Annotated in this window: 21 protein-coding genes; 13 read left to right on the top strand and 8 right to left on the bottom strand. The window is 59.9% G+C overall.

The annotated features are described in order from the left end of the window. Positions 1–166 precede the first annotated feature (166 nt). The 3 genes from MRBLRC7O_RS16780 to MRBLRC7O_RS16770 are packed head-to-tail and all read right to left on the bottom strand — an operon-like array spanning position 167 to position 2312. Entirely contained in the window at positions 167–652 is a 486-nt protein-coding gene (locus MRBLRC7O_RS16780) for a hypothetical protein (RefSeq protein ID WP_003506968.1), read from the bottom strand. Positions 653–665: 13 nt separating this feature from the next. Continuing rightward, the gene (locus MRBLRC7O_RS16775; protein ID WP_080866904.1) at positions 666–1457 is read right to left on the bottom strand and encodes an SDR family NAD(P)-dependent oxidoreductase; all 792 of its coding nucleotides are present in this window, start codon (positions 1455–1457) and stop codon (positions 666–668) included. 27 nt (positions 1458–1484) lie between these two features. Next, the gene (locus tag MRBLRC7O_RS16770; protein ID WP_112539568.1) at positions 1485–2312 is read right to left on the bottom strand and encodes an alpha/beta fold hydrolase; all 828 of its coding nucleotides are present in this window, start codon (positions 2310–2312) and stop codon (positions 1485–1487) included. A gap of 129 nt (positions 2313–2441) precedes the next feature. Between MRBLRC7O_RS16770 and MRBLRC7O_RS16765 the strand changes: the two genes are divergently transcribed. Then, positions 2442–3428 carry a GlxA family transcriptional regulator gene (locus MRBLRC7O_RS16765; RefSeq protein WP_112539570.1) on the top strand — a complete coding sequence of 329 codons (987 nt, stop codon included), beginning with the start codon at positions 2442–2444 and terminating at the stop codon, positions 3426–3428. A gap of 95 nt (positions 3429–3523) precedes the next feature. Further along, the gene (locus tag MRBLRC7O_RS16760) at positions 3524–4255 is read left to right on the top strand and encodes a FadR/GntR family transcriptional regulator (RefSeq protein WP_060726935.1); all 732 of its coding nucleotides are present in this window, start codon (positions 3524–3526) and stop codon (positions 4253–4255) included. A 27-nt stretch (positions 4256–4282) separates the two neighbouring features. On the opposite strand, the gene MRBLRC7O_RS16755 is transcribed toward MRBLRC7O_RS16760, so the two are convergent. Beyond that, a complete protein-coding gene (locus MRBLRC7O_RS16755) occupies positions 4283–4918 on the bottom strand; it encodes a LysE family translocator (RefSeq protein WP_099087263.1) in 636 nt (211 codons plus the stop codon). A 312-nt stretch (positions 4919–5230) separates the two neighbouring features. Here MRBLRC7O_RS16755 and MRBLRC7O_RS16750 point away from each other — a divergent pair, with 312 nt between their 5' ends. From MRBLRC7O_RS16750 to MRBLRC7O_RS16735, 4 genes are read left to right on the top strand one after another with little or no spacing between them, the layout of a single operon-like run. Next, positions 5231–6253 carry an ABC transporter permease gene (locus MRBLRC7O_RS16750; protein ID WP_003506959.1) on the top strand — a complete coding sequence of 341 codons (1023 nt, stop codon included), beginning with the start codon at positions 5231–5233 and terminating at the stop codon, positions 6251–6253. Further along, a complete protein-coding gene (locus MRBLRC7O_RS16745) occupies positions 6253–7140 on the top strand; it encodes an ABC transporter permease (RefSeq protein WP_003506957.1) in 888 nt (295 codons plus the stop codon). The genes MRBLRC7O_RS16750 and MRBLRC7O_RS16745 overlap by 1 nt, the downstream gene beginning before the upstream one ends. 3 nt (positions 7141–7143) lie before the next feature. Beyond that, entirely contained in the window at positions 7144–7980 is an 837-nt protein-coding gene (locus MRBLRC7O_RS16740) for an ABC transporter ATP-binding protein (RefSeq protein ID WP_060724875.1), read from the top strand. Beyond that, positions 7980–8738, top strand: coding sequence for an ABC transporter ATP-binding protein (locus tag MRBLRC7O_RS16735; RefSeq protein WP_003506952.1), 759 nt, complete (start codon positions 7980–7982; stop codon positions 8736–8738). Before MRBLRC7O_RS16740 ends, MRBLRC7O_RS16735 begins: the two co-directional genes overlap by 1 nt. A 383-nt stretch (positions 8739–9121) precedes the next feature. On the opposite strand, the gene MRBLRC7O_RS16730 is transcribed toward MRBLRC7O_RS16735, so the two are convergent. From MRBLRC7O_RS16730 to MRBLRC7O_RS16720, 3 genes are all read right to left on the bottom strand, one after another. After that, on the bottom strand, positions 9122–10720 hold the full coding sequence (locus MRBLRC7O_RS16730; protein WP_112539572.1) for an ABC transporter substrate-binding protein: 1599 nt from the start codon (positions 10718–10720) through the stop codon (positions 9122–9124). An 81-nt stretch (positions 10721–10801) separates the two neighbouring features. Beyond that, positions 10802–11431 carry an SGNH/GDSL hydrolase family protein gene (locus tag MRBLRC7O_RS16725; protein WP_080866902.1) on the bottom strand — a complete coding sequence of 210 codons (630 nt, stop codon included), beginning with the start codon at positions 11429–11431 and terminating at the stop codon, positions 10802–10804. Positions 11432–11437: 6 nt separating this feature from the next. Further along, positions 11438–12586 (bottom strand): mandelate racemase family protein, encoded by a 1149-nt coding sequence (locus MRBLRC7O_RS16720; protein ID WP_020012026.1) that lies wholly within the window; start codon positions 12584–12586, stop codon positions 11438–11440. 424 nt (positions 12587–13010) lie between these two features. On the opposite strand from MRBLRC7O_RS16720, the gene MRBLRC7O_RS16715 reads away from it, so the two are divergent. Then, positions 13011–14039: an LLM class flavin-dependent oxidoreductase gene (locus MRBLRC7O_RS16715; protein WP_060724872.1), complete on the top strand. Its 1029-nt coding sequence runs from the start codon at positions 13011–13013 to the stop codon at positions 14037–14039. Positions 14040–14122: 83 nt separating this feature from the next. Here the strand turns inward: MRBLRC7O_RS16715 and MRBLRC7O_RS16710 are convergent, their stop codons facing one another. Continuing rightward, positions 14123–15430: an NtaA/DmoA family FMN-dependent monooxygenase gene (locus MRBLRC7O_RS16710; RefSeq protein ID WP_020813150.1), complete on the bottom strand. Its 1308-nt coding sequence runs from the start codon at positions 15428–15430 to the stop codon at positions 14123–14125. A 357-nt stretch (positions 15431–15787) separates the two neighbouring features. Between MRBLRC7O_RS16710 and MRBLRC7O_RS16705 the strand changes: the two genes are divergently transcribed. The 6 genes from MRBLRC7O_RS16705 to MRBLRC7O_RS16680 all read left to right on the top strand — a co-directional run bounded on the left by MRBLRC7O_RS16705 (position 15788) and on the right by MRBLRC7O_RS16680 (position 22157). Next, positions 15788–16855: an ABC transporter substrate-binding protein gene (locus tag MRBLRC7O_RS16705; protein ID WP_112539573.1), complete on the top strand. Its 1068-nt coding sequence runs from the start codon at positions 15788–15790 to the stop codon at positions 16853–16855. Positions 16856–16864: 9 nt separating this feature from the next. Further along, a complete protein-coding gene (locus MRBLRC7O_RS16700) occupies positions 16865–17761 on the top strand; it encodes an NmrA family NAD(P)-binding protein (protein ID WP_112539576.1) in 897 nt (298 codons plus the stop codon). Next, positions 17752–18936 (top strand): LLM class flavin-dependent oxidoreductase, encoded by a 1185-nt coding sequence (locus tag MRBLRC7O_RS16695; protein ID WP_111791668.1) that lies wholly within the window; start codon positions 17752–17754, stop codon positions 18934–18936. Before MRBLRC7O_RS16700 ends, MRBLRC7O_RS16695 begins: the two co-directional genes overlap by 10 nt. Positions 18937–19028: 92 nt before the next feature. Beyond that, a complete protein-coding gene (locus tag MRBLRC7O_RS16690) occupies positions 19029–20228 on the top strand; it encodes a M20 aminoacylase family protein (protein ID WP_020813154.1) in 1200 nt (399 codons plus the stop codon). A 35-nt stretch (positions 20229–20263) separates the two neighbouring features. Then, entirely contained in the window at positions 20264–21853 is a 1590-nt protein-coding gene (locus tag MRBLRC7O_RS16685) for an ABC transporter substrate-binding protein (RefSeq protein WP_087745743.1), read from the top strand. Continuing rightward, entirely contained in the window at positions 21819–22157 is a 339-nt protein-coding gene (locus MRBLRC7O_RS16680) for a hypothetical protein (protein ID WP_112961742.1), read from the top strand. The genes MRBLRC7O_RS16685 and MRBLRC7O_RS16680 overlap by 35 nt, the downstream gene beginning before the upstream one ends. Positions 22158–22164: the final 7 nt, after the last annotated feature.

Genomic DNA, 22164 nt, shown 5'->3' with positions numbered 1-22164 from the left:
TGGATTTCAGGAGAGATTCGGGAGGAAACCCTAGAGACGGGATTTCTTCGTTTTGTGACGGATGAGCGGAGATTGCCTGTATTCGGCATGCAAAAACATGCCTAGTGCCTGAAAGCACTCAGGCACAAGGCATTTCCCCGGAAGCCGGTTCGAACTTCGGCTCGTTTCAGACGGCGAGCCTGCGGCGTGTCGCTTTCCAGCCGAGACAGATGGCTGCAACAAGCAGAACCGTCTGGGCGACTACAAAGGGCGGTTCATTGCCGTTCGGTGCCAGGTTGTTGAGTGTTTCGACCTTGAGAAAGGCCTGAACGATCAACACAAACATATTGAGATAAAGGCTGATCGTGGCGGTGATCGTATAAATAATGCGCGCCCTGCCATTCAGACCGTATCCGTAAAGCGCAACCAGTGCGATTGCCAGAACGAGGGTCGAGATGATGCCGACGCCGAGTGCCGGTGTGAAATTTCCGATTGGAAACAGAAAGCCAGTGAGTGTGGTGGCGAGCGTGGTGACGAGGAAAAGCGCCATCATGCGCGGCATCCACCGCCCCGCCGCATAAGCGGGCAGGGCGATCAGTCCGGTTACGATGCCAATGAGGCTCAGGGCAACGTGCAATGTCGTGAATTGGGGAATGGTCAGTCCGAGGATCATGATGCGTCTCCCTCTATTCGGTTTGAGTTGCACGATACCGGCTGGCGGCAAGTGCATGCGACAGATTGGGCCTCAATGCTGCGCGGGCTGCAAGGAAATTTTCGAAATCGGCCGCATCCGGCAGCGAAGGAATGGTCAGGGTCTCGCCAAGATCGAGACCGGCAAGGGCCGCATCCACCATCTCGTAAACATCCATGACCATGGCGGCCGGAATGGCCTCGAGCCGCTCCTCTTCCCAGATCGCCGTGCGGGTAATACCCGGCAGGACGCCCTGAACCCGCACGCCGGACGGGGAAAGCTGCGCCTGCAGCGCTTCGGTGAAGGCGAGCACAAAGGCCTTGGTTGCCGGATAGACGGCGGTAAATGCCGCCGGCATCAGGGCCGTTACCGATGTGATGTTGATGATCGTGCCTTTGCCATCGGCGGCAAGCCGCGGCGCGATCGCCGCTGCAAGCCGGGTGACGGCAAGGATATTGAGGTTGATCATCGTCGTGACATAGGCCGGGTCCAGCGCCGTGATGGCGCCTTCACCGGCAATACCGGCATTGTTGACGAGGCCTGTGATCCGCCGGTCATCGCGCAGTCGTGCCTCGACCTTTTCGAGGTCTTCTGCTCTGGAAAGGTCGGCGGAGAGAACCTCGACCGCGATATGGTGATCCTTCTCCAGTTGGGTTGCCAGTGTCTTCAGCTTTTCGGCGCGCCGCGCCACGAGGATGAGATCATGGCCGCGTTTTGCCAGACGTTCGGCATAAACCGCGCCGATGCCGTCGGATGCGCCGGTGATGAGAAATGTATTCTGTGTCATGTCCCGTGTCTCCTGTGTCCGGTGGTTTCAGGCGTTGATGAAGGCGAGGAGGTCGGCGTTGAAGCGGTCCTGATGGGTCTGCGTCAGGCCATGGTCGGCGCATTCGTAGATTTTGAGGACCGCGTGTTTGACGATCTTGACCGTGGAGAGTGCCGAAGCGCCGACCGGCACGATCTGGTCGTCATCACCGTGCAGAACCAGCGTGGGTTTGTCGAAGGCCTTCAGATCCTGGTGGAAATCGCTTTCCGAGAAAGCGCGAATGCTGTCGAGCTGACCCTTGAGCCCGCCCATCATGCCCTGACGCCAGAATTCGTCGCGGATGCCTTGCGAAATCACGGCGCCTTCGCGGTTGTAACCGTAGAAGGGAATGGTCAAATCCTTGAAGAACTGGCTGCGATTGTCGTAGGTGCCCTTGCGGATGCCGTCGAAAACATCGATCGGCAGGCCGATGACATTGCTTTCCGTCTTCAGCATCAGCGGCGGCACCGCGCCGATGAGGGCGATCTTGGCGACGCGGGCCGTACCATGGCGACCGATATAGCGTGTGACCTCGCCGCCGCCGGTGGAATGGCCGACCAGAATGATGTCGTGAAGATCGAGCTGTTCGATCAGTTCGGCCAGATCGTCGGCATATTGATCCATGTTATTGTTATCCCAGACCTGGTCGGAGCGGCCGTGGCTGCGGCGGTCATGGGCGATGGTGCGGAAACCCTGATTGGCAAAGAACACCATCTGCGCATCCCACGTATCGGCGCTGAGCGGCCAGCCGTGGGAGAAGATGATGGGCTGGCCGTCTTTGCGACCCCAGTCCTTGTAGAAGATGTGCGTTCCGTCTCTGGTGGTGATCGTTGTCATGGCTCTCTCTCCTGTTGCAGGGAGCTTGCTTGCGTCCCGTGGGAATAGAGATACTCTGGAGACAGCCGGGGCTGGATTGGCGCTTCTGACAGAAAGCGAGCCGAAACTGACAAAACGGGGTGTGGGCGCATGGCGGGTGTAACGGGAAGCGCGCTGGAAGTCGGTCTGGTCCTCTATCGGGACTGTCAGATCGCCATGGTGCACGGCATCACCGATCTTTTTGCCATCGCATCGGTATTTTCCCAGGATCGCGGCGGACCGAAATTGCGGGTCAGCCACTGGAGCATGGGCGAGGGCGGTGAATTTTCCCGCTGTCACGACACTCATTCCGGGCAGTCAGGACATCCCGACATTTTCGTTGTACCCGGCCGGTTGACGGGGCCCACTGAGATCGAGGAAGCCGAGCCTTATGCCCGCTGGCTGCTGGATCGGCATGCGCAGGGGGCGACGCTCGCCGCCAGTTGCGGCGGCTCCTTCATGATTGCGGCCACGGGCCTCCTGTCTGGTCGCCCGGCCACCACCCACTGGCTGTTTGCCGAGCGTTTCCGCGAGCGTTTTCCCGATATCCGGCTGGAGATAGACAAGATCGTCATAGAGGATGGCGATATCATCACGGCTGGCGGGCTGATGGCATGGACCGATCTTGGCCTGCGCATCGTCGACCGGCTGCTCGGACCTTCGGTGATGATCGAGACCGGCAAGTTCCTGCTGATCGACCCTTCGGGGCGTGAACAACGCCATTATAGCAGTTTCGCCCCAAGGCTGACGCATGGCGACGAGCCGATCCTGAAGGTGCAGCACTGGCTGCAGGCCCGTGCCGGGCGGGCGACGAGCGTTACCGACATGGCAGGCCATGCCGGGCTGGAGGAGCGGACCTTCCTGCGCCGCTTCAAGGCGGCGACAGGCATGAAGCCGATTGAATATGTCCAGCATCTGCGGGTCGGCAAGGCGCGGGAATTGCTGGAATTCACCCGCCGTTCGGTCGATCAGATCGCATGGTCGGTGGGTTATGAGGATGCCGCGGCCTTCCGCCGGGTGTTCCACCGCATTCTCGGCCTTTCACCGGGTGAATATAGAAGCCGCTTTTCCAGCAGTTCGGCCATGGCTGCGGCGTGAGGGCGGCAACAGTCGCGGTGGTGAGGAGGTCCGGCCCTTGCAATGTGGCGGGTGTTTGCTAACATGCCAGACAAGTTTAAAACAGGTGGGCCGGAATGGACGTTGAGAGCATCACGAAGCAGGGGGTATCGCTCGCGGCGAAAATCAGTTCGGCATTGCGGCGGGATCTGGCGGAAGGCGTTTTCCGCCCCGGTGATCGTCTTCCGAGCGAAAGCGCCCTGACGCGGGAATATTCCGTCAGCCGCACGGTGGTGCGCGAAGCCATCGCCATTCTGCGCGCCGATGGTCTCGTTGAAGCCCGCAAGGGCGCAGGCGTTTTTGCCGTCGAAGTAAAGCCGGCCAAGGAACTGCCTTTTAACGATCTGGCCGTGGGGCGAATTTCCTCGGTGATCGAATTGCTGGAATTGCGCACCGTTTTCGAGGTCGAATCCGCCGGGCTTGCGGCATCGCGCCGTTCCGCCGTGCAGGTGGAGGCGATTGTGGATGCGCACCGGCGCGTCGGCGACTGTCTTGCCGCCGGGCTGCCGACGCGGGATGCTGATTTCGAGTTCCATCTGGCAATTGCGCAGGCGACGCAAAACAGGCGGTTTCCCGAGTTTCTTCAGCTCATTCGCTCCGGCATCATTCCCCGCGGCGAATTGCAGGGGGCAGCGCCCGGGTCGCGTCCGAAGGACTACAACCTGCATCTCCAGGAGGAGCATGCGAGGATTGTCGATGCCATCATCGAAGGTGATGCCGATGCCGCCCGTCAACATATGGCGGCGCATCTGCGCGGCAGTCTTGAGCGCTACAAGGTGCTTCTGCGCTCACGCACTGCCGCTGAATGAGCCGGAAATGGCCTAGAGGTCAATGGGTTACGCAGTCGCCCGCCGATAGAAGGCCAGGGAGGCGGCAAGCGTCAGAAGCGCGCCGCCGCAAATCCGGTCGAGCCACAGGGCTCCGGTTTTCCGCAACAGCCGGACGGCCTGCGAACCGAGCAGGGCATATCCGAACATCACGATGAAATCGATGCCGGCGAAGATCAGCGCAAGCGCCGCATATTGCTGGATCTGCGGCGCGGCGGGATCGATGAATTGCGGCAGGAAAGCCGAAAAGAACAGATATCCCTTGGGGTTGGTGACCGCCACGAGAAAGCACTTGAGGAAAATCGAGCGGGCGGAAGCGACCCCGTTGGCCTCTGCGGATTGAAGAGCACCATCGAACGTGCCTCTTGAGCGCAAAAGCATGATGCCGAGGAAGGCTAGATAACAGACGCCCACCCATTTGACGACGCTGAACCAGAATTCGGAGGCGGCGAGCAAGGCACCCAATCCTAGTGCTACTGCGCCGATCAGGACGAAATCCGAGAGGACAGCGCCAGCCATGCCAATCATGGCGCGGCGTACTCCGAATCTTGAACCATTTGCAAGCGCGAGCAAGACGGTAGGGCCGGGCGTGGCAATGCCGATAAAGGCGACCACCGCAAACGCCAGAAGTGTCACGTCAGCCATATTTTCCTCCCCCTGTCGGCACGGATGTCATCGGTGCCACCGCCCAGCTAGCCTCCGCGCATTCCGCGAAGTCGGAGAATACAGGCTTTTACGGGTGCCGCAACACAAGTGCTTTTTCCCAAAGCAACACGAAAGCCGGATGATTTCAGCATGAGATTCCTCCTCGAGGCACGCCTTTCAGAGCCCTGGGCGATGCGGATTTCACAGTCACGCGCTTGACAGCTCTCAACACCTGTGACAACTTGCGAATAGTTGTCAGACAGGATTGCGCCTTGGTCACTTGCGCAGTCGATCTCTGGCAAGGGAGGAATCATGTCAAAAAGACGCCTTTCGCTTTATGGCCTGTCCGGCCAGATCGGAAGTATTGCCGTTACGCTGCTTGGATTGCTGCTACTGACCTTTTTTATCGGTCGCCTGATGCCGGCCGATCCAGTGCGGGCCATCGTTGGCGAGGATGCGACGCGCGAAACCTATGAACAGGTCTATCATGCGCTCGGTTTCGACCGTCCGCTGTGGCAGCAGTTCATCTATTATCTCGGTGATGTCTTCAGCGGCGATTTTGGAACCTCGATCCGCACCGGTCGTCCGGTCATCGAGGATATCATCAGGGTCATGCCGGCGACGATGGAGCTTGCGACCTTTGCGATCCTGATCGGTGCCGGCCTTGGCATTCCCATGGGTGTTTATGCCGCGGTCAATAAAGACCGCTGGCAGGATCATCTGGTACGTGTGCTCAGCCTGTTCGGCCATTCCATGCCGATCTTCTGGACCGGCATGATCGCGCTGATCGTTTTTTACGCCTATCTCGGCCTTGTCGGCGGCGGTGGCCGCATGGACCAGTTCTATATCGGACTGGTTGAGGAGCGGACGGGCTTTCTGCTGATAGACAGCCTGCTTGCGGGCGATATGGAGGTTTTCTGGTCGGCCATCAACCACCTGATCCTTCCCGCCGCTTTGCTCGGTTATTCCTCCTCGGCCTATATCACCCGCATGACGCGCAGCTTCATGCTGGACCAGCTGGGCCAGGAATATGTGACGACAGCGCGCGTCAAAGGTCTGTCGCAGCGGCAGACGGTGTGGCTGCATGCCTTTGGCAATATCCGGGTGCAGCTCGTCACCATCATCGCCCTTGCCTATGGTTCGCTGCTGGAAGGCGCGGTTCTCATTGAGACCGTCTTCGCCTGGCCGGGTTTCGGGCAATATCTCACCAGCAATCTTATCATCGGCGACATGAATGCCGTGATGACCTGCGTGCTTATCGTCGGCGTCATCTTCATCGGGCTCAACCTCCTGTCCGACATTCTCTACCGCTTTTTCGATCCGAGGACCCGCTGATGACGGCCCGTGCAGAAACTTCCTCTCGCCTTCCCGTGCCCTTGAACGCGCTGAAGAACATCGTTGTTTTCCTGCTGAAAAGCCCGACATCGGCTTTCGGTCTGGCCGTCCTGCTGCTTCTCGTCATCGCCGCTGTTTTCGCGCCCTGGCTTGCGACGCATGACCCCTACGCGCAGGATCTCGCCAATACGCTGCAGGCGCCCGGCAACGGCCATGTCTTCGGCACGGATGAGCTGGGGCGCGACATCTATAGCCGCCTTCTCTGGGGCGCGCGCATCACGCTCACCATCATCTCGCTGGTATCGATCATTGTTGGTCCCGTCGGCCTTCTGGTCGGCACGGCCTCCGGTTATCTCGGCGGCAAGTTCGACACGGTGATGATGCGCATCACGGATATCTTCCTGTCGTTCCCGAGCCTCATCCTGTCGCTTGCCTTCGTCGCAGCGCTCGGGCCGAGCCTCAACAACGCGATCATTGCCATCGCGCTCACCTCATGGCCGCCGATTGCGCGCCTTGCGCGCGCCGAGGCCATGACCTTCCGCAAGGCGGATTATATCGCCGCCGCGCGGCTTCAGGGCGCGTCGCCTCTGCGTATCATCGTTAAATCGATCATGCCCATGTGTCTGCCCTCGGTCCTCATCCGCCTGACGCTGAACATGGCGACCGTCATTCTCACCGCCGCCGGCCTCGGCTTTCTCGGTCTCGGCGCGCAGCCGCCGCTGCCGGAATGGGGGGCGATGATCGCCACCGGCCGCCGTTACATGCTGGATAGCTGGTGGCTGGTGACCTTCCCCGGCGTTGCGATCCTGTCCGTCAGCCTCGCCTTCAACCTTCTGGGAGACGGCCTGCGGGATGCGCTCGACCCGAAGCAGATGAACCGGAGATAGGTCATGGAAAAACCAATTCTTGACGTCGAAAATCTCCGCATCCGTTATGGCGGCTCACCCACCGAGGCGGTGCGGGGCATTTCCTTCACCCTTGGCCGGGAACGGCTTGGTATCGTCGGTGAAAGCGGCTCGGGCAAATCCACCGTCGGCCGCGCCTTGCTGCGCCTTTTGCCATCGGCGACGATCACCGCCGACAGGCTGGATTTCGATGGCCTCGATCTTCTCTCGCTCGATGAGAAAGAGATGCTGAAGGTTCGCGGCCGGCGCATGTCGATGATCCTTCAGGATCCGAAATTCTCTCTCAATCCCATCCGTCGGGTCGGCGATCAGGTAACGGAAACCTATCTGCGCCACTTCAAGGCTTCGAAACAGGAGGCCCGGGAAAAGGCGCTTGCCATGCTCGATGCAGTGAAAATCCGCGATGCCGCCCGCGTTTACGAGCAATATCCGCATGAAATCTCCGGCGGTATGGGCCAGCGCGTCATGATCGCCATGATGCTGCTTGCCGATCCCGATCTCGTCATTGCCGATGAGCCGACGTCGGCGCTTGACGTGACGGTGCGGCTGCAGGTGCTGAATATTCTCGACGGTCTCGTGCGTGATCGCGGCATCGGCCTGATCATGATCAGCCACGACCTCAATCTCGTGCGCAATTTCTGCGACCGGGTGCTCATCATGTATTCCGGCCGGGTGGTGGAAACGCTGGCCGCGCGCGATCTCGATCGGGCGCAGCATCCCTATACGCGCGGCCTGCTGGCGGCGCAGCCGCGCATTGGCGGTACGCGTGCGCCGCTTGCGGTGCTGGACCGTCGCCCCGAATGGCTGGAGGAGAACGTATAATGGCCGTTTCCGTCGAAACCCGCGATCTCTCCATCACTTTCGGCAGCGGCCACACGGCGCTGAAAGTGCTGCCTTCCGTATCCTTCCGCGTCGAGCCGGGCGAGTGCTTCGGGCTGGTCGGCGAAAGCGGTTCGGGCAAATCCACCGTGCTTCGCTGCGTCTCCATGCTCAACGATTTCTGGACCGGCGATATCCTTATCGACGGCAGATCGGTGCGCGACATGCCGCTGATCGAGCGGTGCCGCATGCTGCAGATGGTGTTTCAGGACCCCTATGGTTCCCTGCATCCCCGCCAGTCGGTGCGCACCGTGCTTTCGGAATCGCTTGCGATCCACAAGCTTGGCGACCGCGAAGAGCGCATGCGCAAGGTCATCACCGATGTCGGCCTGCCCGTATCGTTTCTGGATCGTTTCCCGCACCAGCTTTCCGGCGGCCAGCGGCAGCGCGTGGCGATTGCGCGGGCGCTGATTCTCGAGCCGTCGCTGTTACTGCTCGATGAGCCGACGTCTGCGCTCGATGTCTCGGTGCAGGCGGAAATCCTCAACCTGCTGCAGCGGCTGCGCGAAGAGCGCGGCTTTACCTATATCATGGTGACCCATGACCTCGCCGTCGTCGATCACATGTGCGACCGGTTCGCGGTGATGCTGCGCGGCGAAATCACCGAAATCCTGCCGCGCGAGGCCATCGCCGACAATCGCGCGACGCATCCCTATGCGCGTGAATTGATCGGCGCTTCGCTGGAATATGAAGGCGCGTGACGGCTCCAAGAACGTGACCGTCCTCCTCCGGGGCGTCACGGATAATAACATCCTCCTTCCTTGCCCGGCCTCCCCGCCGGGCATTTTTTTGGAGGTAGCTAGGCGGGATGGCGGGCCGCCAACTGCGCCTAGGCTGCTGACATAGTGCGAGACCGGCCTTTCCGTCATGCCGGACTTGATCCGGCATCCAGCCACGGCGCGTCCGCGCCGTGAACGGACTCTCTCGCGATCAAGGACTTGATCGCACTAGACCCCGGATCTAGTCCGGGGTGACGGAGTGCGGAGGCTTCGCTTGCGCCTAACACATTGGGTGAGTGGGGCTTTGTTACAGCAAAAAGGCGCGGGGTTAGCCGCGCCTTTTTATTCGCAGATAGGACGGCCGATTACCGCTCCTTGCTCACCTCTTCAAACCGCGAAAGCCAGGGGCTGACGATCATGCCCTTGATGTCGCTGCGGAAGGCGGCGGTGTCGATGACTTCGGAGAAGGGCTGGATCGACATGACAGTCTCGTCCATATAGCCCTGCAGGTCCTCATAAAGCTTCGTCTGTTTTGCCACATCGCGCTCGACCAGCGCTTCCTCGATCATCTTGTTCAGTTTCTCATCGAAGAAACTGGTGCGCCAGCTCTGGTAATTGGTGAGCTTGGCATCGTCGGCATTGTTGGGGTTATAGGCGATCGAGCGCAGGTTGTTGTCCGGATGCGGCTGCTGGCCGCCGCCGCCGCGCCCGAGCAGCAGTTCGAAATTCCGTTCGCGCATTGCACCGTAAATCTGGTCGCCCGAGCCGCTGATCAATTCAGCCTGAATGCCGGCCTGGGCAAGCGTGTTCTGGATCGCCGTTGCCGCCTTCATGAAGGGATCTTCCGAAAGAACGCGCAGCGTGGTTTTGAAACCATTGGGATAACCGGCCTCGGCCAGAAGCGCCTTGGCTTTTGCGATGTCGAGCTTGTAGCCCTGATCGGGCAGCGCGCCCATCACGCCGGTGCTGAGAGAACGCTGATGCAGCTTGCCGTAATAGGGCATGACCGCCTTGTCGAGACCGTCGTAATCGATCAGGTAACGCAGGGCCTCGCGCACTTTCCTGTTCGCGAACTTCTCATCCTTCATCGAAACGCTGAGGTAATAAAAACCGGAACCGGGTGTGGATTCGATGGTGACGGCCTTGTCGGCCTCAAGCGATTTCAGGTCCGGGGCCTGCAGGGAATAGGCAACGTCGATATCGCCTTTTTCCAGCATCAACCGCTGCGACTGCGATTCCGGCAGATGGCGCATCAGGATGCGTTTCATCCTGGCCTTCTCACCCCAATAATCATCGTTGCGCGTGAGGATGATATATTCGTTGGATTTCCACTGGGTGAGCTTGAAGGGACCGGAACCGGCGGAATTCAGCGTCAGCCAAGCGCCGCCCAGATCGCCGTCCTTTTCATTCTCAAGCGCTGTCTGGCTGTCGATGATTGAGCCGGGGCCGTTCTGTGCAAGGATCATCAGGAGCAGGTTGGGATCATCCGGCTTTGGAATATTCAGCACGAAGGTCTGGTCGTTTTCAGCGACAAAGAGCTTGTCGGCCTCTTCCAGCTTGAAGCCGCGGGTCTTCAGGAAGGACGATTGCGCCAGGTTGCGGGCGAGCAGCCGCTTCAGGCTCCAGACCACGTCTTTTGCCGTCACCGCATTGCCGGAAGAGAATTTGGCATCGCCGCGCAGATGAAAACGGATGGATTTGCGGTCTTCGGCAATTTCCCAGCGTTCGGCAAGACGTGGCTGGACGCTGCGATCTTTCGGTGAAAGCACGACCAGCGTGTCATAAACGTTGTTCAGAACCTGCACGGTCTCGCGGCCGGTAATGGCGGCGGGATCGAGGGTCAGAATATTGCTCATGGTCGTGGCGACAATGAGCTGGTCCTTCGGCGTTTCGGCAAAGGTGCTGAGCGGCATCGCGCCGATCAGCAAGGCGCCAAGCGCTGCGGTTGCAAGAAAATGTTTCATTTTTCCTCCCAATACGGCCGGTTCATACGGCCTTTCCACGTTTTGATCCACGCGCCTGGTTCCTCCACAGGTGTCGCATGATCAGCCAAGAATCTCTCTGACCGGGTCTGCGAGCGCTCGCCCGATTGCGGCCGTTGCCGGCGCATCCAGATGCACGCCATCCACCGGTGAGGCGCTGGCGACCGATCCGGCATCGAAGAAGTGATGCCCCAGTTCGGCGGCGAGTTTGCGGTAAAGCGGCGCAAGCCGTAGCGATTGCGCGATATCCCGCCCGCCGGCCGGCTCTTCGCCAGGACCTGCAACGCAGGGCGGCGGGGCGACGATCAGCAGTTTCGGCACCGCCTCGCGTGGTTTGTAGATGAAGGTCTCGACGATCTGCGCCAGTCGCCGCATGCCGGAAACCGCCGCTTCCGCCCGCCCGCCATGCACCGGCTTGATGTCGTTGGTGCCGAGCATGATGATGACGAGATCGAGCGGCATATGGCAGGAGAGCGCGACTTCAAGCGCCCGTGCGCCATTGCGGCAGGCGGAGCCGGTATGGTCGTCATAACAGGTGGTGCGCCCGCCAAGGCCCTCGGGGTGAACCTTCGCCTTTCCGGAAAGCTCGGCCTCCAGCACCTCCGGCCAGCGATGCTCAGGCCGGTGGCGGAGACCCGTTGCCGGGTCTGCGCCCCAGGTGAGGCTATCTCCGAAGGCGAGCACGGTTTTCATCGCCCGTTACCTCACCCGGTTGTTGTCGATGAAGGTAAAATCGATGTCCTCGCCAAGGCCCGGCCGATCAGGGACATGCACGAAGCCGTCGCGATCCATCGGGTCGGACAGCGACTTCAGATAGTCGTGGCCGTCATCATATTCGAGGAAGGGGTGCAGCAGGCCGCGCTCGTACCAGCGGCAATTCTTGGTGGCGGCGACAACGTGCAGGTTCATGGCCGTGTTGCCATGCACTTCGCATTCCATGCCGAAAGCCTCGGCCAGATGCATGGTCTTGAGCGCCGGGGTGATGCCGCCGACATCGTTGACGCCGGTGCGCAGAATATCGCAGGCACCGGCCTTGATCCATTCTGCCCGATGCCAATGCTTGCCGGCCGCACTTTCAGGGCCGACGACGGGGATATCGAGATTGTCGGAGAGCCACTTGTAGGAGGACAGCGACTGCTCATCCATAGGCTCTTCGATCCAGTCGAAATCGAGTTTTTCGAGGCCTCGGCCGAGCGCCAGCGCGTCGGTGCGGGAATACCAGTGGAAGGCGTCGATCATCAGGCGAATATCGGGACCGACCGCCTCACGCACGGCGGCGCAGGCCTTGAGGTCCATCTTCACATCCGGCGCCCAGCTGACTGGCGGCATCCAGGTGTGCAGCTTGATGCCCTTGTAGCCGCGTTTCACCAGCGTTTCGGCAAAGCGGCCGTAATCTTCAGGCGTCGCCAGCCCGCCTTCCAGCTCATCGCCGCACATGATGGAGCCATAGGCCAGCACCTTGTCGCGATAACCGCCGATCAACTTGTATACAGGTTGCCCGAGCGAGCGGCCGGCAAGGTCCCACAGCGCGCAATCCACCACCGCCAGCGTGCGGTCAGTCAGCTGTGCGGCCGAACCGCGCTGCCAGTGGGCAAGGTCCTGCCACAGCCGTTCCCGGTCGCGATGATCCTCACCGATCAGGACTTTCTTGACGAATTTTTCAATGACATGCGGGCGAACGATCTCCGGCGCGGTGAAGGAATGACCTTCCTGACCGTCTTCGGTGCGGATGGTCAGCATGGCCTGTTCCACCTGATGCGCCGGACCCGGATGCGCGTGACCGGCACTGTCCGAGTGGCGACGGGTCGTCGTGCGGAAAACACGGACCTCGACGTCGGTGATGATCATAATTCCTCCCTCATGCAGGTATGGCAGCGTTTGCGGCTGCTGCAATGTCATACATGTATGCGATATTTGTCAACATGTATGATAATCTGTATTACATGTTGCCGCGAAAAATCAAGGCCATTTACAGGCGGTGTTGCACAGATCTTCGGTGAAGAGGGCGGTTGGGGAGATTTTGCCGCTTCGCAGAAGAAAATCGGGTGGGCGCGGCCTATGCTATCCGAGATTAATCTATAATTTTAGTAGACTATTAAATCGCGCAATGATCTTTCAACAATGACCGGGACTATAAACGAACATGCCGTGCCAGCCGTGCCTGTCATCATGCATTCTGCGTGAGCATGCGCCGCATTGAACGGCTGTCCCGCAACAAGGATGGCTGCGTCTGCGCCGCTGAGCTTCAACACTCGTTTCCGGATGCACAACCATGCCCCTTTCCCATATCTCCCACTTTGCTTTTCTCGTGCCCGGCAATTATCAGGACGACGATCCGGCGCAGGGGCTGGAAGAAACCCTGCAGCTTTTTGAAGCCGGGGAGGCGCTGGGGTATCACAGCGCCTGGGTTCGCCAGCGCCACCTGGAACGGGGCGTTTCCTCGGCGGCCACTTTTCTTGCAGCGGCATCGCAGCGCACTAAGCGGATCGGATTAGGCACCGCCGTCATTCAGCTTGGTTACGAAAATCCCTTCAGGCTGGCGGAAGATCTGGCCACCGTGGATGTGCTGTCGCGTGGGCGGCTGAATGTCGGGGTTTCCGTGGGCGCACCGCCCTTCGCCCATCTGATTTCGGATTATGTCGATACGGTTCCCGATGCGGATTACAGCCATGCCCGCGCCGAAAAGCTGGCGAGGGCTCTGAGATCGGAACCGCTGTCCAGCGAGACGGAAGCGGGCAATGCGGCCGGTGCGCAGGTGCCGCGCCTGCGGCCCGTCGCCGAAGGGTTGTCGGATCGGTTATGGTATGGCGGCGGATCTCAGAATTCCGCCCGCTGGGCGGGCAAGGCAGGGTTCAATCTTCTGACGGGCAATATCGTCAGCGGTGAAAATACCGATGATTTTCTGATTGCGCAGGCTGCTCTCGTTGCCCGCTTCCGGCAGGAATGGGCGCATGAGCGTCAACCGCGTGTTGCTCTCGGGCGCGTGATCCTGCCGACGGATAGCGCCAGCCCCGCGACCCGCCGCCGTTACGAGGAATTCGCCGCCGAGCGCGACAAGCGCACGACCACGGCGCATGGCGCGCGCCGCACGCTTTTCCTGCCCGATATCGTTGGGACGACGGACGAAATTCTGGAGAAACTGTCGCGCGATCCCGTTCTGCCGCTCGTCTCGGAGTTCCGTCTTGAACTACCCTATGAGTTCCAGCCGGAAGATTATCGCCAGATCGTCACGGATTTCGCTTCCGTCCTGCCGCAGCTTTCCGGCGGGCGGCCCGTTTTGAAAGTGGTGACCGGCCAATAATATTTCCCGTTCCCGCCACTCCCGCTTCCAGCGGGAAGCGGCGATAGATGGACGTGTGGCGCTTTACCTGCGCCACATCCTATTCAGTCGGGATAGGGCAGGCCATAGCGGTCGCGTATTGTCGCGCCTTCATATTCGCGCGGGTAAACACCGCGATCCTGCAGCACTGGCACGACCTTTTCGACAAATTCAGCAATATCGTCTGGCGCGCGCGGCGGCTGCAGGGTGTAGCCGTCCACCGTGCCATCCTGCCAGAGATCGATAATGCCATCCGCCACATCTTCTGGCGTGCCGAGTAGCAACCGGTGGTGTCCCTCCGAACGGCGTACGGCCTCGCGGGCTGTGAGCTTTTCGTGGGTCAAAAGGTCGGAAAGGCCAAGCCCCATGCCCACCGCCCACTGCCGGTTCTGGTCCGGGATGAAACGCTCTGCATCGAGCTTTGCATCGGGATCAAAATCGCGGGGATCAATGCCGTTTTCCCTGGCGAAACGCGCCAGCAGCCCGTCTTCCGAACCGGCTCCACTGTATAGTTCGTGTTTGCGCAACGCTTCCTCCCGGGTCTCGCCGAGAATGACAACGAGGCCGGGAACGATGCGGATGCCGGAGGGATCGCGGCCGAGGGAGGCAGCGCGGTCGCGGACCTTCTTGCCGAAGGCCTGGCCCGCCGGCCGGGACAATATGTTGCAATAGATGATCTCGCCATGGCGTGCCGCGAGATCGATGCCACCTTCGGAGGCGCCGGCCTGCGCGATGACGGGATGCCCCTGTGGTCCGCGCGGAACATTGAGCGGCCCTTTTACATGGAAATATTGCCCCTCGTGATCGATGGTTTCGGCCGTCGCCGCATCCCAGAAACGCTCTTCTGGCACCTCGCCTTCGCGGCGCGGATCCCAACTCGACCAGAGTTTTTTCGCGACATCGAGAAATTCGGTGGCCTTGGCATATCTCTCGTTGCGCGGCGGCAGCGGGTCGTTGCCGAAATTGGCGGCGACATTGGGATTGAAGGAGGAGACGATATTGACGATCAGCCGTCCGCCGGTGACGAGATCGATGGATTGGGTCCGTCTGGCAAAGTTATAGGGCGAGTTATAGGTGGAGGATATCGTTGCCACAAAGCCGATATCCGGCACCTGCGCGGCAAGTGATGTGGAGAGAATGAGCGGATCGATGGTGTGAAACGGCCGGCTTGCCGGGTCGGTCAGCAATGCGGGATGGTCGGAAAGGAAAACGGCGTCAAAACGGCCCTTGTGGGCCAGTTCCGTCAGCCGCCGGTAATATCCGATCTCGTTGATGTCGTGCCGATCTCCGCTCCGGTATTTCCAGGCGTTGGCGAGGTATCCGGTCGTGTTGATGCCGACATTGAGATTGAGCCGGCGTTTGGTCTTGCTCATGCTTTTACTTTTTCTTCTCGGTCTGCTGGGATTTCCGGCCTTGGCCGGTGCAATTGCATGAAAGCGTAACAGCCGGGGTTCGGCCCGCGAGTTAAAAATCCTTGCTGCTCGGAGAAGAAAAACTTTCATCAGTAGCGGCAGCCAAGCTGCAGTGGACTTAAAGAGCGGATAGAGTCCGGGCGATGATCCGACCCGAAATCCTGCCACCATCGAAAGGATATTCCGTCATCCCGGTGAAGACGTGACAAGATGGAAACGAATTTCCTCAATCGCACATGAAATAGTACACTTTATCTATAGAAAATATCTCACGACGTGTAGCGTGCCGTTCAGATCGCAATTTCGAGGACGAACGCCATGGCTGATGCCGCCCTTCGCCAGGTAACCCAACCCGTAACCGTGTGGTATACACGCTGCCCGGCGCCCACCCCGCTTTCCATCGCGGCGCAACTCGGCTGGATTGAGGACAGTTTCGCCACCCATGGCATCTCCGTTTCCTCCATTCGTGATGCGGCCGACCCGGCCATTCGCCAGAGCCATTTCGACCATCGTCTGGACTGGTCCTTCCGTCAGGGCGGCAATATTCCGCCGATCTGGGCGAAATCCGGTGGCCGGAAAACCCGGCTGGTGGGGCTGACGAGAACCGATGAGTTCCAGGCCGTCATTGCCTTGCCCGCAAGCGGGATAAACAAGGGCAGCGACCTGAAGGGGCGGCGCATCGGTTTGCCGAAGCGCCCGAACGAAACCATCGATTTCCAGCGCGCTACATCGCTCAAGGGCATCGTGTCGGCGCTGACGGTCTCGGGTCTCTCCGTCGCGGAGGTCGAGCTTGTCGATCTCACGGCTAAAGAACCGGTGTTGCTCGGCCCAGCGGATGAGCGGTTTCACGGTCTGCGCCGGCGGCTTCCCTATGGCGAAGAAATTGCAGCGCTGCACCGGGGCCAGATCGATGCATTTTTCGTCAAGGGAGCGGAAGGCGTCACCGTCGCCAATCTCATCGGCGCGCAGGTCGTGGTGTCGACGGGGTTTCACCCCGATCCGAAAATCCGCATCAACAACGGCACCCCGCGTCCCTTAACGGTGGACGCCACCTTTGCCGATGAGCGGCCCGATCTGGTGGCGGAACTGGTGGCTACGGTTCAGCGTGTCGCCCAATGGGCAAATGACAATCCGGCCGAAGCCGTGCGTTTCATCGCCCGCGAGATCGGCGTCAGCGAGGAGGCGGTTCTGGCTGCGAATGGGGCGGATGTGCATCGCAATCTGAGGCTTGATCTCGATCCGACCGAGCTGGATGCGCTCAGCCACTTCAAGGATTTCCTGCTGGAATGGAAATTCATCCCCGAAGATTTCGACGTGCAGGAATGGGCTGATCCACGCGCCCTTTCTTTACTGCAAGACGCCACGCAACACAGCGCCGGAAAGTGAGGGAGAGCCATGGCATCCACCATTCTTGTGACAGGTGCAACCGGCAAGCTCGGGCAACGGGTCGTCAGCCGTCTTTTGCAAAATCACGCAGAGGTTCGCGTGCTGACCCGCCGGCGAGAAGATGCGCTGAAGTTCTGGGGCGACAGGGTTGATATTTCGGAAGGCAATTTTTCCGATCCTGCCAGCCTGAAAGAAGCTGCGCGGGGAATAGACCGGTTGTTCCTGCTTTCCCCCATCGGAGAGACGCTCGCGGCGGACCAGAAGGCGGTCATCGATGCCGCTCTTTCCGCCGGTGTATCGCGGATTGTGAAAATATCCGGTTCCGACTGGACCATTAAAAATGCCGCACGCTCCATTTCGGGGGCGGCCCATGCAGAGGTGGAACAGCATCTGGCCGCAAGCGGCATCGCGCATGCGGTGCTGCGGCCGAACGCCTGGATGCAGGTTGCGCTGGAGCCCGTTGTCGCCGCGCTGCGCAAGGGGGAGGATGTGCCCGCCCGCTTTGGCGATGCGGCCGTCTCCTTCATTGATGCCGATGATATTGCCGATGTCGCCGTTCACGCCCTGACATCAAGCGCGCTGGTTTCCGGTACTTTTGTGCTGACCGGCGGCGAAGCCCTGACGGCGCTGGAAATCGCCCGCATCGCGGCGCGTATCCTGCATCGCCCTGTCGGGATTTCCCATCATGCCGCCCCGGCCTTTCCGCCCCATATCGGTGCGTTTGAACAGACGGCGATCGGTGAATTCGGAGAACTCATCCGCGAAGGTCTCGCGGCATCTGTCACCGATACCACCCATCAGATTACGGGCCAACTGCCCCGTGGCGTCGAAGATTATCTGCGCGCCCGGCTGGCGGCGACCGCCCCGCAGGGCGAAAATTCCGAGGGAGAAAAGACATGGCGCTGACTGTTCCATTGCCCGAAGGTCCCGAGCTGAAAGGCCTTGAACTGAAAAGCCCGGTCGATTTCGAGGACAGCCCGCTCAGCCGCGCGGTAAAGCAGCCGCTGATTCTGGGCCTGTTCCTCAATCTGCAGGACATCAATTTCTCCAGCCTGCCGACCAGCAACAGCTGGACCTTCGATTACAACGTCGAACTGGTGAAGCGTGCGGAAGAGCTTGGTTTCGAAATTGCTTTCAGCCGAACGCAATGGCTGCCCAAGGGTGGTTATGATGGCGAATCCTCGCTCGACAGCTTCATTGCGCTCGGCGCCATGGCGGCGGTCACGAAGAGCATTTTGCTGATCTCCACCATCCATGTGCTCTATGGGCCTCTGCATCCGCTGCATCTCGCCAAATATGGCGCGACGCTGGATCACATTGCTAGAGGACGATGGGGCATCAACATCGTCACCGGCCACCGCGCCGTTGAGCATGAAATGTTCGGCTGGCAGCGCATCGACCATGACAAGCGTTACGATATGGCCGGAGAATTGTTCGATGTGCTTCATCGCCTGTGGGGCGAAACCGAAAACTTCTCCTATGAAGGCAAGCTCAATCCCTGGGCGATCAACAATGGCTGGATCACGCCGAAGCCCGCCTTCGGCCGCCCGCCGCTGGTGACGGCGACCGGTTCGCCCGCCGGTATCGATTTCGCCGCCCGTCATTCCGATCTGGTTTTCGTCACCTCGCCAGGTGGTGCGCATATAGACAGTGCGCTCGAAACGCTTCCCGATCATGTCGCCACCGTCAAGAACCGCGCCAAAGCCTATGGCCGGCAGGTGAAGACGATCATCAATCCGATCATCGTCAGCCGCGACACGGAGAAGGAAGCGATAGCCTATGCCGATGCCATCGAGGCCGGAAAACCGCAGCCCGGCACCCGCGCCTTCGCCACCAATAATTATGATAGCGACGCGCATGCCTGGCGCGGACGCGGCGATGCGCGCCACAAGCAGGGGCGCAATCTCGGCGGTAATATCGAAATCATCGGTTCGCCCGAGCAGGTGGTCGAGCAGCTTGTCGGTCTTAAAAAGGCAGGGATCGACGGCGTTCAGCTCAATTTCTACGATTTCCGCGAAGACCTCGACTATTTCGCCGAGCGCATTCTGCCCTTGATGAAGGAGGCTGGCCTGAGGCTCTGACGTCTTTCCAGCCCTGATTTTCCATATCCGAAGCCAATCCTTCGCAATCGCCCGATTGCGAAAACGATACTTTTTTGCCCTGAGGAGATACCGTGAATATCGCCGTCGATCCCATCAAAACGCCCGCTCCTAAAATCCTTGATCGGATCGGGACCTATGTTCCCGAACTTGTCTCCATCCGCCACGATCTGCACCAGCATCCCGAAATCGGTTTCGAGGAGCTGCGCACGTCCGGCATCGTCGCTGAAAAGCTCGCTTCCTGGGGCATCGAGGTCCATCGCGGTTATGGCAAGACCGGCGTGGTCGGTGTGCTGCGCGGCCGGCATGCAGGCAACCGCTCCATCGGGCTCCGCGCGGATATGGATGCCCTGCCGATGCCGGAGGAAACCGGTCTGCCCTATGCGTCCGTCTATCCTGGTAAGTTCCACGGCTGTGGGCATGATGTGCACACCACCATCCTGCTAGGCACCGCCCGCTATCTGGCGGAAACCCGCGATTTTGCCGGTACGGTGGTGTTTATTTTCCAGCCGGCCGAAGAGGGTCTGGGCGGTGCGCGCGCCATGATTGCCGACGGGCTGTTCAAGGATTTTCCCGTTGACGAGATTTACGGGCTGCACAATTCCACCCATGCCGCGCCCAATCACCTGAAGGTTTCGCCGGGCACCATTCTGGCAGGAGCGGATTTCTTCGATATCCGGTTGAAGGGCAGGGGCGCTCACGCTGCGCATCCCGATGTCTCTCGCGACCCGGTGCCGGCGACGGGCGAACTGATCCAGGCGCTGCAGACCATTGTCAGCCGAAACGTGTCGCCGACCGATCCCGCCGTGTTGTCGATCACGCGTATCGAGGCGGGATCAGCCTATAACGTCATTCCCGAAACGGCGGCGATTGCCGGGACGGTGCGGGCCTTCTCCGACAGCGTGCGCGAAACCATAAGGCAGCGCATCCGCACCATCTCGGATCACGTTGCTGCCGCCCATGGCCTTACCGCCGAGGTGGAGATTCGCGACATATTCTCGGTCCTGACCAATGATGACGCATCGGTGGATATCGTCGCCGGCGTGGCGCGCGAGGTTTTGGGAGATGAGCGCGTTTCCACGGAACCCGGCCGCTTCATGGGCAGCGAGGATTTCGCCGATCTCCTGAAACACGCACCCGGCGCATTTTTCACCCTCGGTCATTCCGGCACCGTGCCCGCCCATAATCCTGGTTTTATCGTTGACGACGACATCCTGCCCGTCGGCGCCACCTTGTTTGCCCGGCTGGTGGAGACCCGGCTGAAGGCTGCCTGAAAATTTTAAAAACAAGTCTGCAAGAGGAAACATCCATGGATATTACAAGACGTAAGACATTGCTTCTGAGTGCTGCCCTTGCCGGGGCCATGCTCCTGCCGTCCTTGCCGGTGCTGGCGGCGGAAACGCCGAAGAAAGGCGGGATCGTTACTCTTGCAGGCCTTGGCGAGCCGACGACGCTGGTGCCGCTTTCCGATTCCAACACACGAACCCGCGCCATCTCCACGAAAATCCTCGAAGGACTGGTACGGTTCGACAGCGAATTCAAACCGCATCCGGTTCTGGCCGAAAGCTGGGAAACATCAGCCGATGGGCTGCGCTACACTTTCAAGCTGCGCAAGAGCGTCAAATGGCATGATGGCAAGGATTTCACGTCGCAGGACGTCAAATTTTCCCTGCTGGCCTTCAAGAAGGTTGGCCCGCGCGGACGCATCACCTTTGCCAATGTTGCCGATATCGAAACGCCCGATCCACTGACGGCCGTGGTGGTGCTTTCCAAACCCGCACCCTATCTCTTGAGGGCGCTGACGGGCGGCGAAACGCCCATTCTGCCGGCTCATGCCTATACCTCGGAAAAATACAATGAGAGCCCGAACGGCAACGCGCCTGTCGGCACCGGCCCCTTCGTGTTTGAGGAATGGAAACGCGGCAGCTATGTGAAGCTGAAGAAGAACCCGAATTACTGGCAGGCCGATCTGCCCTATCTCGACGGTTTCGTGGCGCGCTTCGTCGCCGATGCGGCCTCCACCACCATTTCGGTCGAAACCGGTGAGGCGGATTACACCGCCGATGTCTCCTACAGCGATCTGGAGCGGTTGCGGCAGAATCCGAAACTTGCGGTGGAGGTCTATACCGACGCCTATCTCAACAATGCCGCCATATTCGAGTTCAATCTGGAGAACCCGATCCTCGCGAAGAAGGAAGTCCGGCAGGCGCTGGCCCATGCCATTGATCGCGATTTCATCAACGATGCCATCTTTTTCGGTACGGCCAAACCAGCCGGTTCAAACATCCCGGCGGTCTTCACTGCCTATAATGACGAAAAGCCCTTCACCTATCCCTTTGACCTCGCCAAAGCGAATGAGTTGCTGGACAAGGCCGGTTATCCGAAGGGCGCGGATGGCACCCGCTTTTCGCTGCGGCTTGCCTTCCTGCCGTCAGACGTCTTCCGCAAGACCTCCGAATATCTGCGTTCATCCTTCGGCAAACTGGGCGTGAAGGTGGATATCGTCGAAGGCGATCTCGCCACCTTCATCAAGCGCGTTTATACGGAGCGCGGTTTTGACCTGACGGTGAACGGCATCAGCCGGCTGTTCGATCCGACGGCGGGCGTGCAGCGCCTCTACTGGTCCGACGGCATCAAGAACCCCGCTCCCTATGTCAACGCCGCCCACTACAACAACCCCAGGGTGGACGATCTTTTCCGTGCCGCTGCGATTGAAGTGGATGAAACGAAACGGGCGGGGCAGTTCCACGACATCCAGAAAATCACCGGCGACGAATTGCCGAATTTCTCTATCGTCGCCCTGCCGACCGTCATTCTGCGCAACACCAGCCTCCGGTCCCTCGTGACGACCATCGACATTGCCTATGGCGATCTGTCTACGGCGTGGAAAAGCGAGTGAGGGAGAAAATCTGACGATCCGGCGGATCGAGAGTGATGACGAACTTTCCTCCACGTTCGACGTCATCCTCGGTCTTGTACCGAGGATCTGCCACGGCATCCTAATCTTGTCGATTGCAGATGCTCGGGGCAGGCCCGAGCATGACGAAGGAGAGGTTTTTCCCCCACTGTCAGCCAATATTAACCCGGCAATTTTGCCGGGTTTTTTATTGTCGAAATCCACCCTCGATCCTTTTTTGCCTTCGCGCAGCAACGCTGTTTTCGGGAAAAACGTTGCGTGCGGCAAGGTCTGGCCGGAACAGTGATGCCTGT

It is taken from the genome of Agrobacterium radiobacter (genome assembly GCF_040801995.1).
Classification (GTDB): Bacteria; Pseudomonadota; Alphaproteobacteria; order Rhizobiales; family Rhizobiaceae; genus Agrobacterium; species Agrobacterium radiobacter.
The sequence above is the reverse complement of the archived record's forward strand: the minus strand, read 5'-3'. Positions and strand labels throughout refer to the sequence as shown.

What these genes read in the sequence shown, in the direction of transcription:
- MRBLRC7O_RS16780 (WP_003506968.1), bottom strand. Translation starts at nt 652, where the DNA reads ATGATCCTCGGACTGACCATTCCCCAATTCACGACATTGCACGTTGCC.
- MRBLRC7O_RS16775 (WP_080866904.1), bottom strand. Translation starts at nt 1,457, where the DNA reads ATGACACAGAATACATTTCTCATCACCGGCGCATCCGACGGCATCGGC.
- MRBLRC7O_RS16770 (WP_112539568.1), bottom strand. Translation starts at nt 2,312, where the DNA reads ATGACAACGATCACCACCAGAGACGGAACGCACATCTTCTACAAGGAC.
- MRBLRC7O_RS16765 (WP_112539570.1), top strand. Translation starts at nt 2,442, where the DNA reads ATGGCGGGTGTAACGGGAAGCGCGCTGGAAGTCGGTCTGGTCCTCTAT.
- MRBLRC7O_RS16760 (WP_060726935.1), top strand. Translation starts at nt 3,524, where the DNA reads ATGGACGTTGAGAGCATCACGAAGCAGGGGGTATCGCTCGCGGCGAAA.
- MRBLRC7O_RS16755 (WP_099087263.1), bottom strand. Translation starts at nt 4,918, where the DNA reads ATGGCTGACGTGACACTTCTGGCGTTTGCGGTGGTCGCCTTTATCGGC.
- MRBLRC7O_RS16750 (WP_003506959.1), top strand. Translation starts at nt 5,231, where the DNA reads ATGTCAAAAAGACGCCTTTCGCTTTATGGCCTGTCCGGCCAGATCGGA.
- MRBLRC7O_RS16745 (WP_003506957.1), top strand. Translation starts at nt 6,253, where the DNA reads ATGACGGCCCGTGCAGAAACTTCCTCTCGCCTTCCCGTGCCCTTGAAC.
- MRBLRC7O_RS16740 (WP_060724875.1), top strand. Translation starts at nt 7,144, where the DNA reads ATGGAAAAACCAATTCTTGACGTCGAAAATCTCCGCATCCGTTATGGC.
- MRBLRC7O_RS16735 (WP_003506952.1), top strand. Translation starts at nt 7,980, where the DNA reads ATGGCCGTTTCCGTCGAAACCCGCGATCTCTCCATCACTTTCGGCAGC.
- MRBLRC7O_RS16730 (WP_112539572.1), bottom strand. Translation starts at nt 10,720, where the DNA reads ATGAAACATTTTCTTGCAACCGCAGCGCTTGGCGCCTTGCTGATCGGC.
- MRBLRC7O_RS16725 (WP_080866902.1), bottom strand. Translation starts at nt 11,431, where the DNA reads ATGAAAACCGTGCTCGCCTTCGGAGATAGCCTCACCTGGGGCGCAGAC.
- MRBLRC7O_RS16720 (WP_020012026.1), bottom strand. Translation starts at nt 12,586, where the DNA reads ATGATCATCACCGACGTCGAGGTCCGTGTTTTCCGCACGACGACCCGT.
- MRBLRC7O_RS16715 (WP_060724872.1), top strand. Translation starts at nt 13,011, where the DNA reads ATGCCCCTTTCCCATATCTCCCACTTTGCTTTTCTCGTGCCCGGCAAT.
- MRBLRC7O_RS16710 (WP_020813150.1), bottom strand. Translation starts at nt 15,430, where the DNA reads ATGAGCAAGACCAAACGCCGGCTCAATCTCAATGTCGGCATCAACACG.
- MRBLRC7O_RS16705 (WP_112539573.1), top strand. Translation starts at nt 15,788, where the DNA reads ATGGCTGATGCCGCCCTTCGCCAGGTAACCCAACCCGTAACCGTGTGG.
- MRBLRC7O_RS16700 (WP_112539576.1), top strand. Translation starts at nt 16,865, where the DNA reads ATGGCATCCACCATTCTTGTGACAGGTGCAACCGGCAAGCTCGGGCAA.
- MRBLRC7O_RS16695 (WP_111791668.1), top strand. Translation starts at nt 17,752, where the DNA reads ATGGCGCTGACTGTTCCATTGCCCGAAGGTCCCGAGCTGAAAGGCCTT.
- MRBLRC7O_RS16685 (WP_087745743.1), top strand. Translation starts at nt 20,264, where the DNA reads ATGGATATTACAAGACGTAAGACATTGCTTCTGAGTGCTGCCCTTGCC.
- MRBLRC7O_RS16680 (WP_112961742.1), top strand. Translation starts at nt 21,819, where the DNA reads ATGGCGATCTGTCTACGGCGTGGAAAAGCGAGTGAGGGAGAAAATCTG.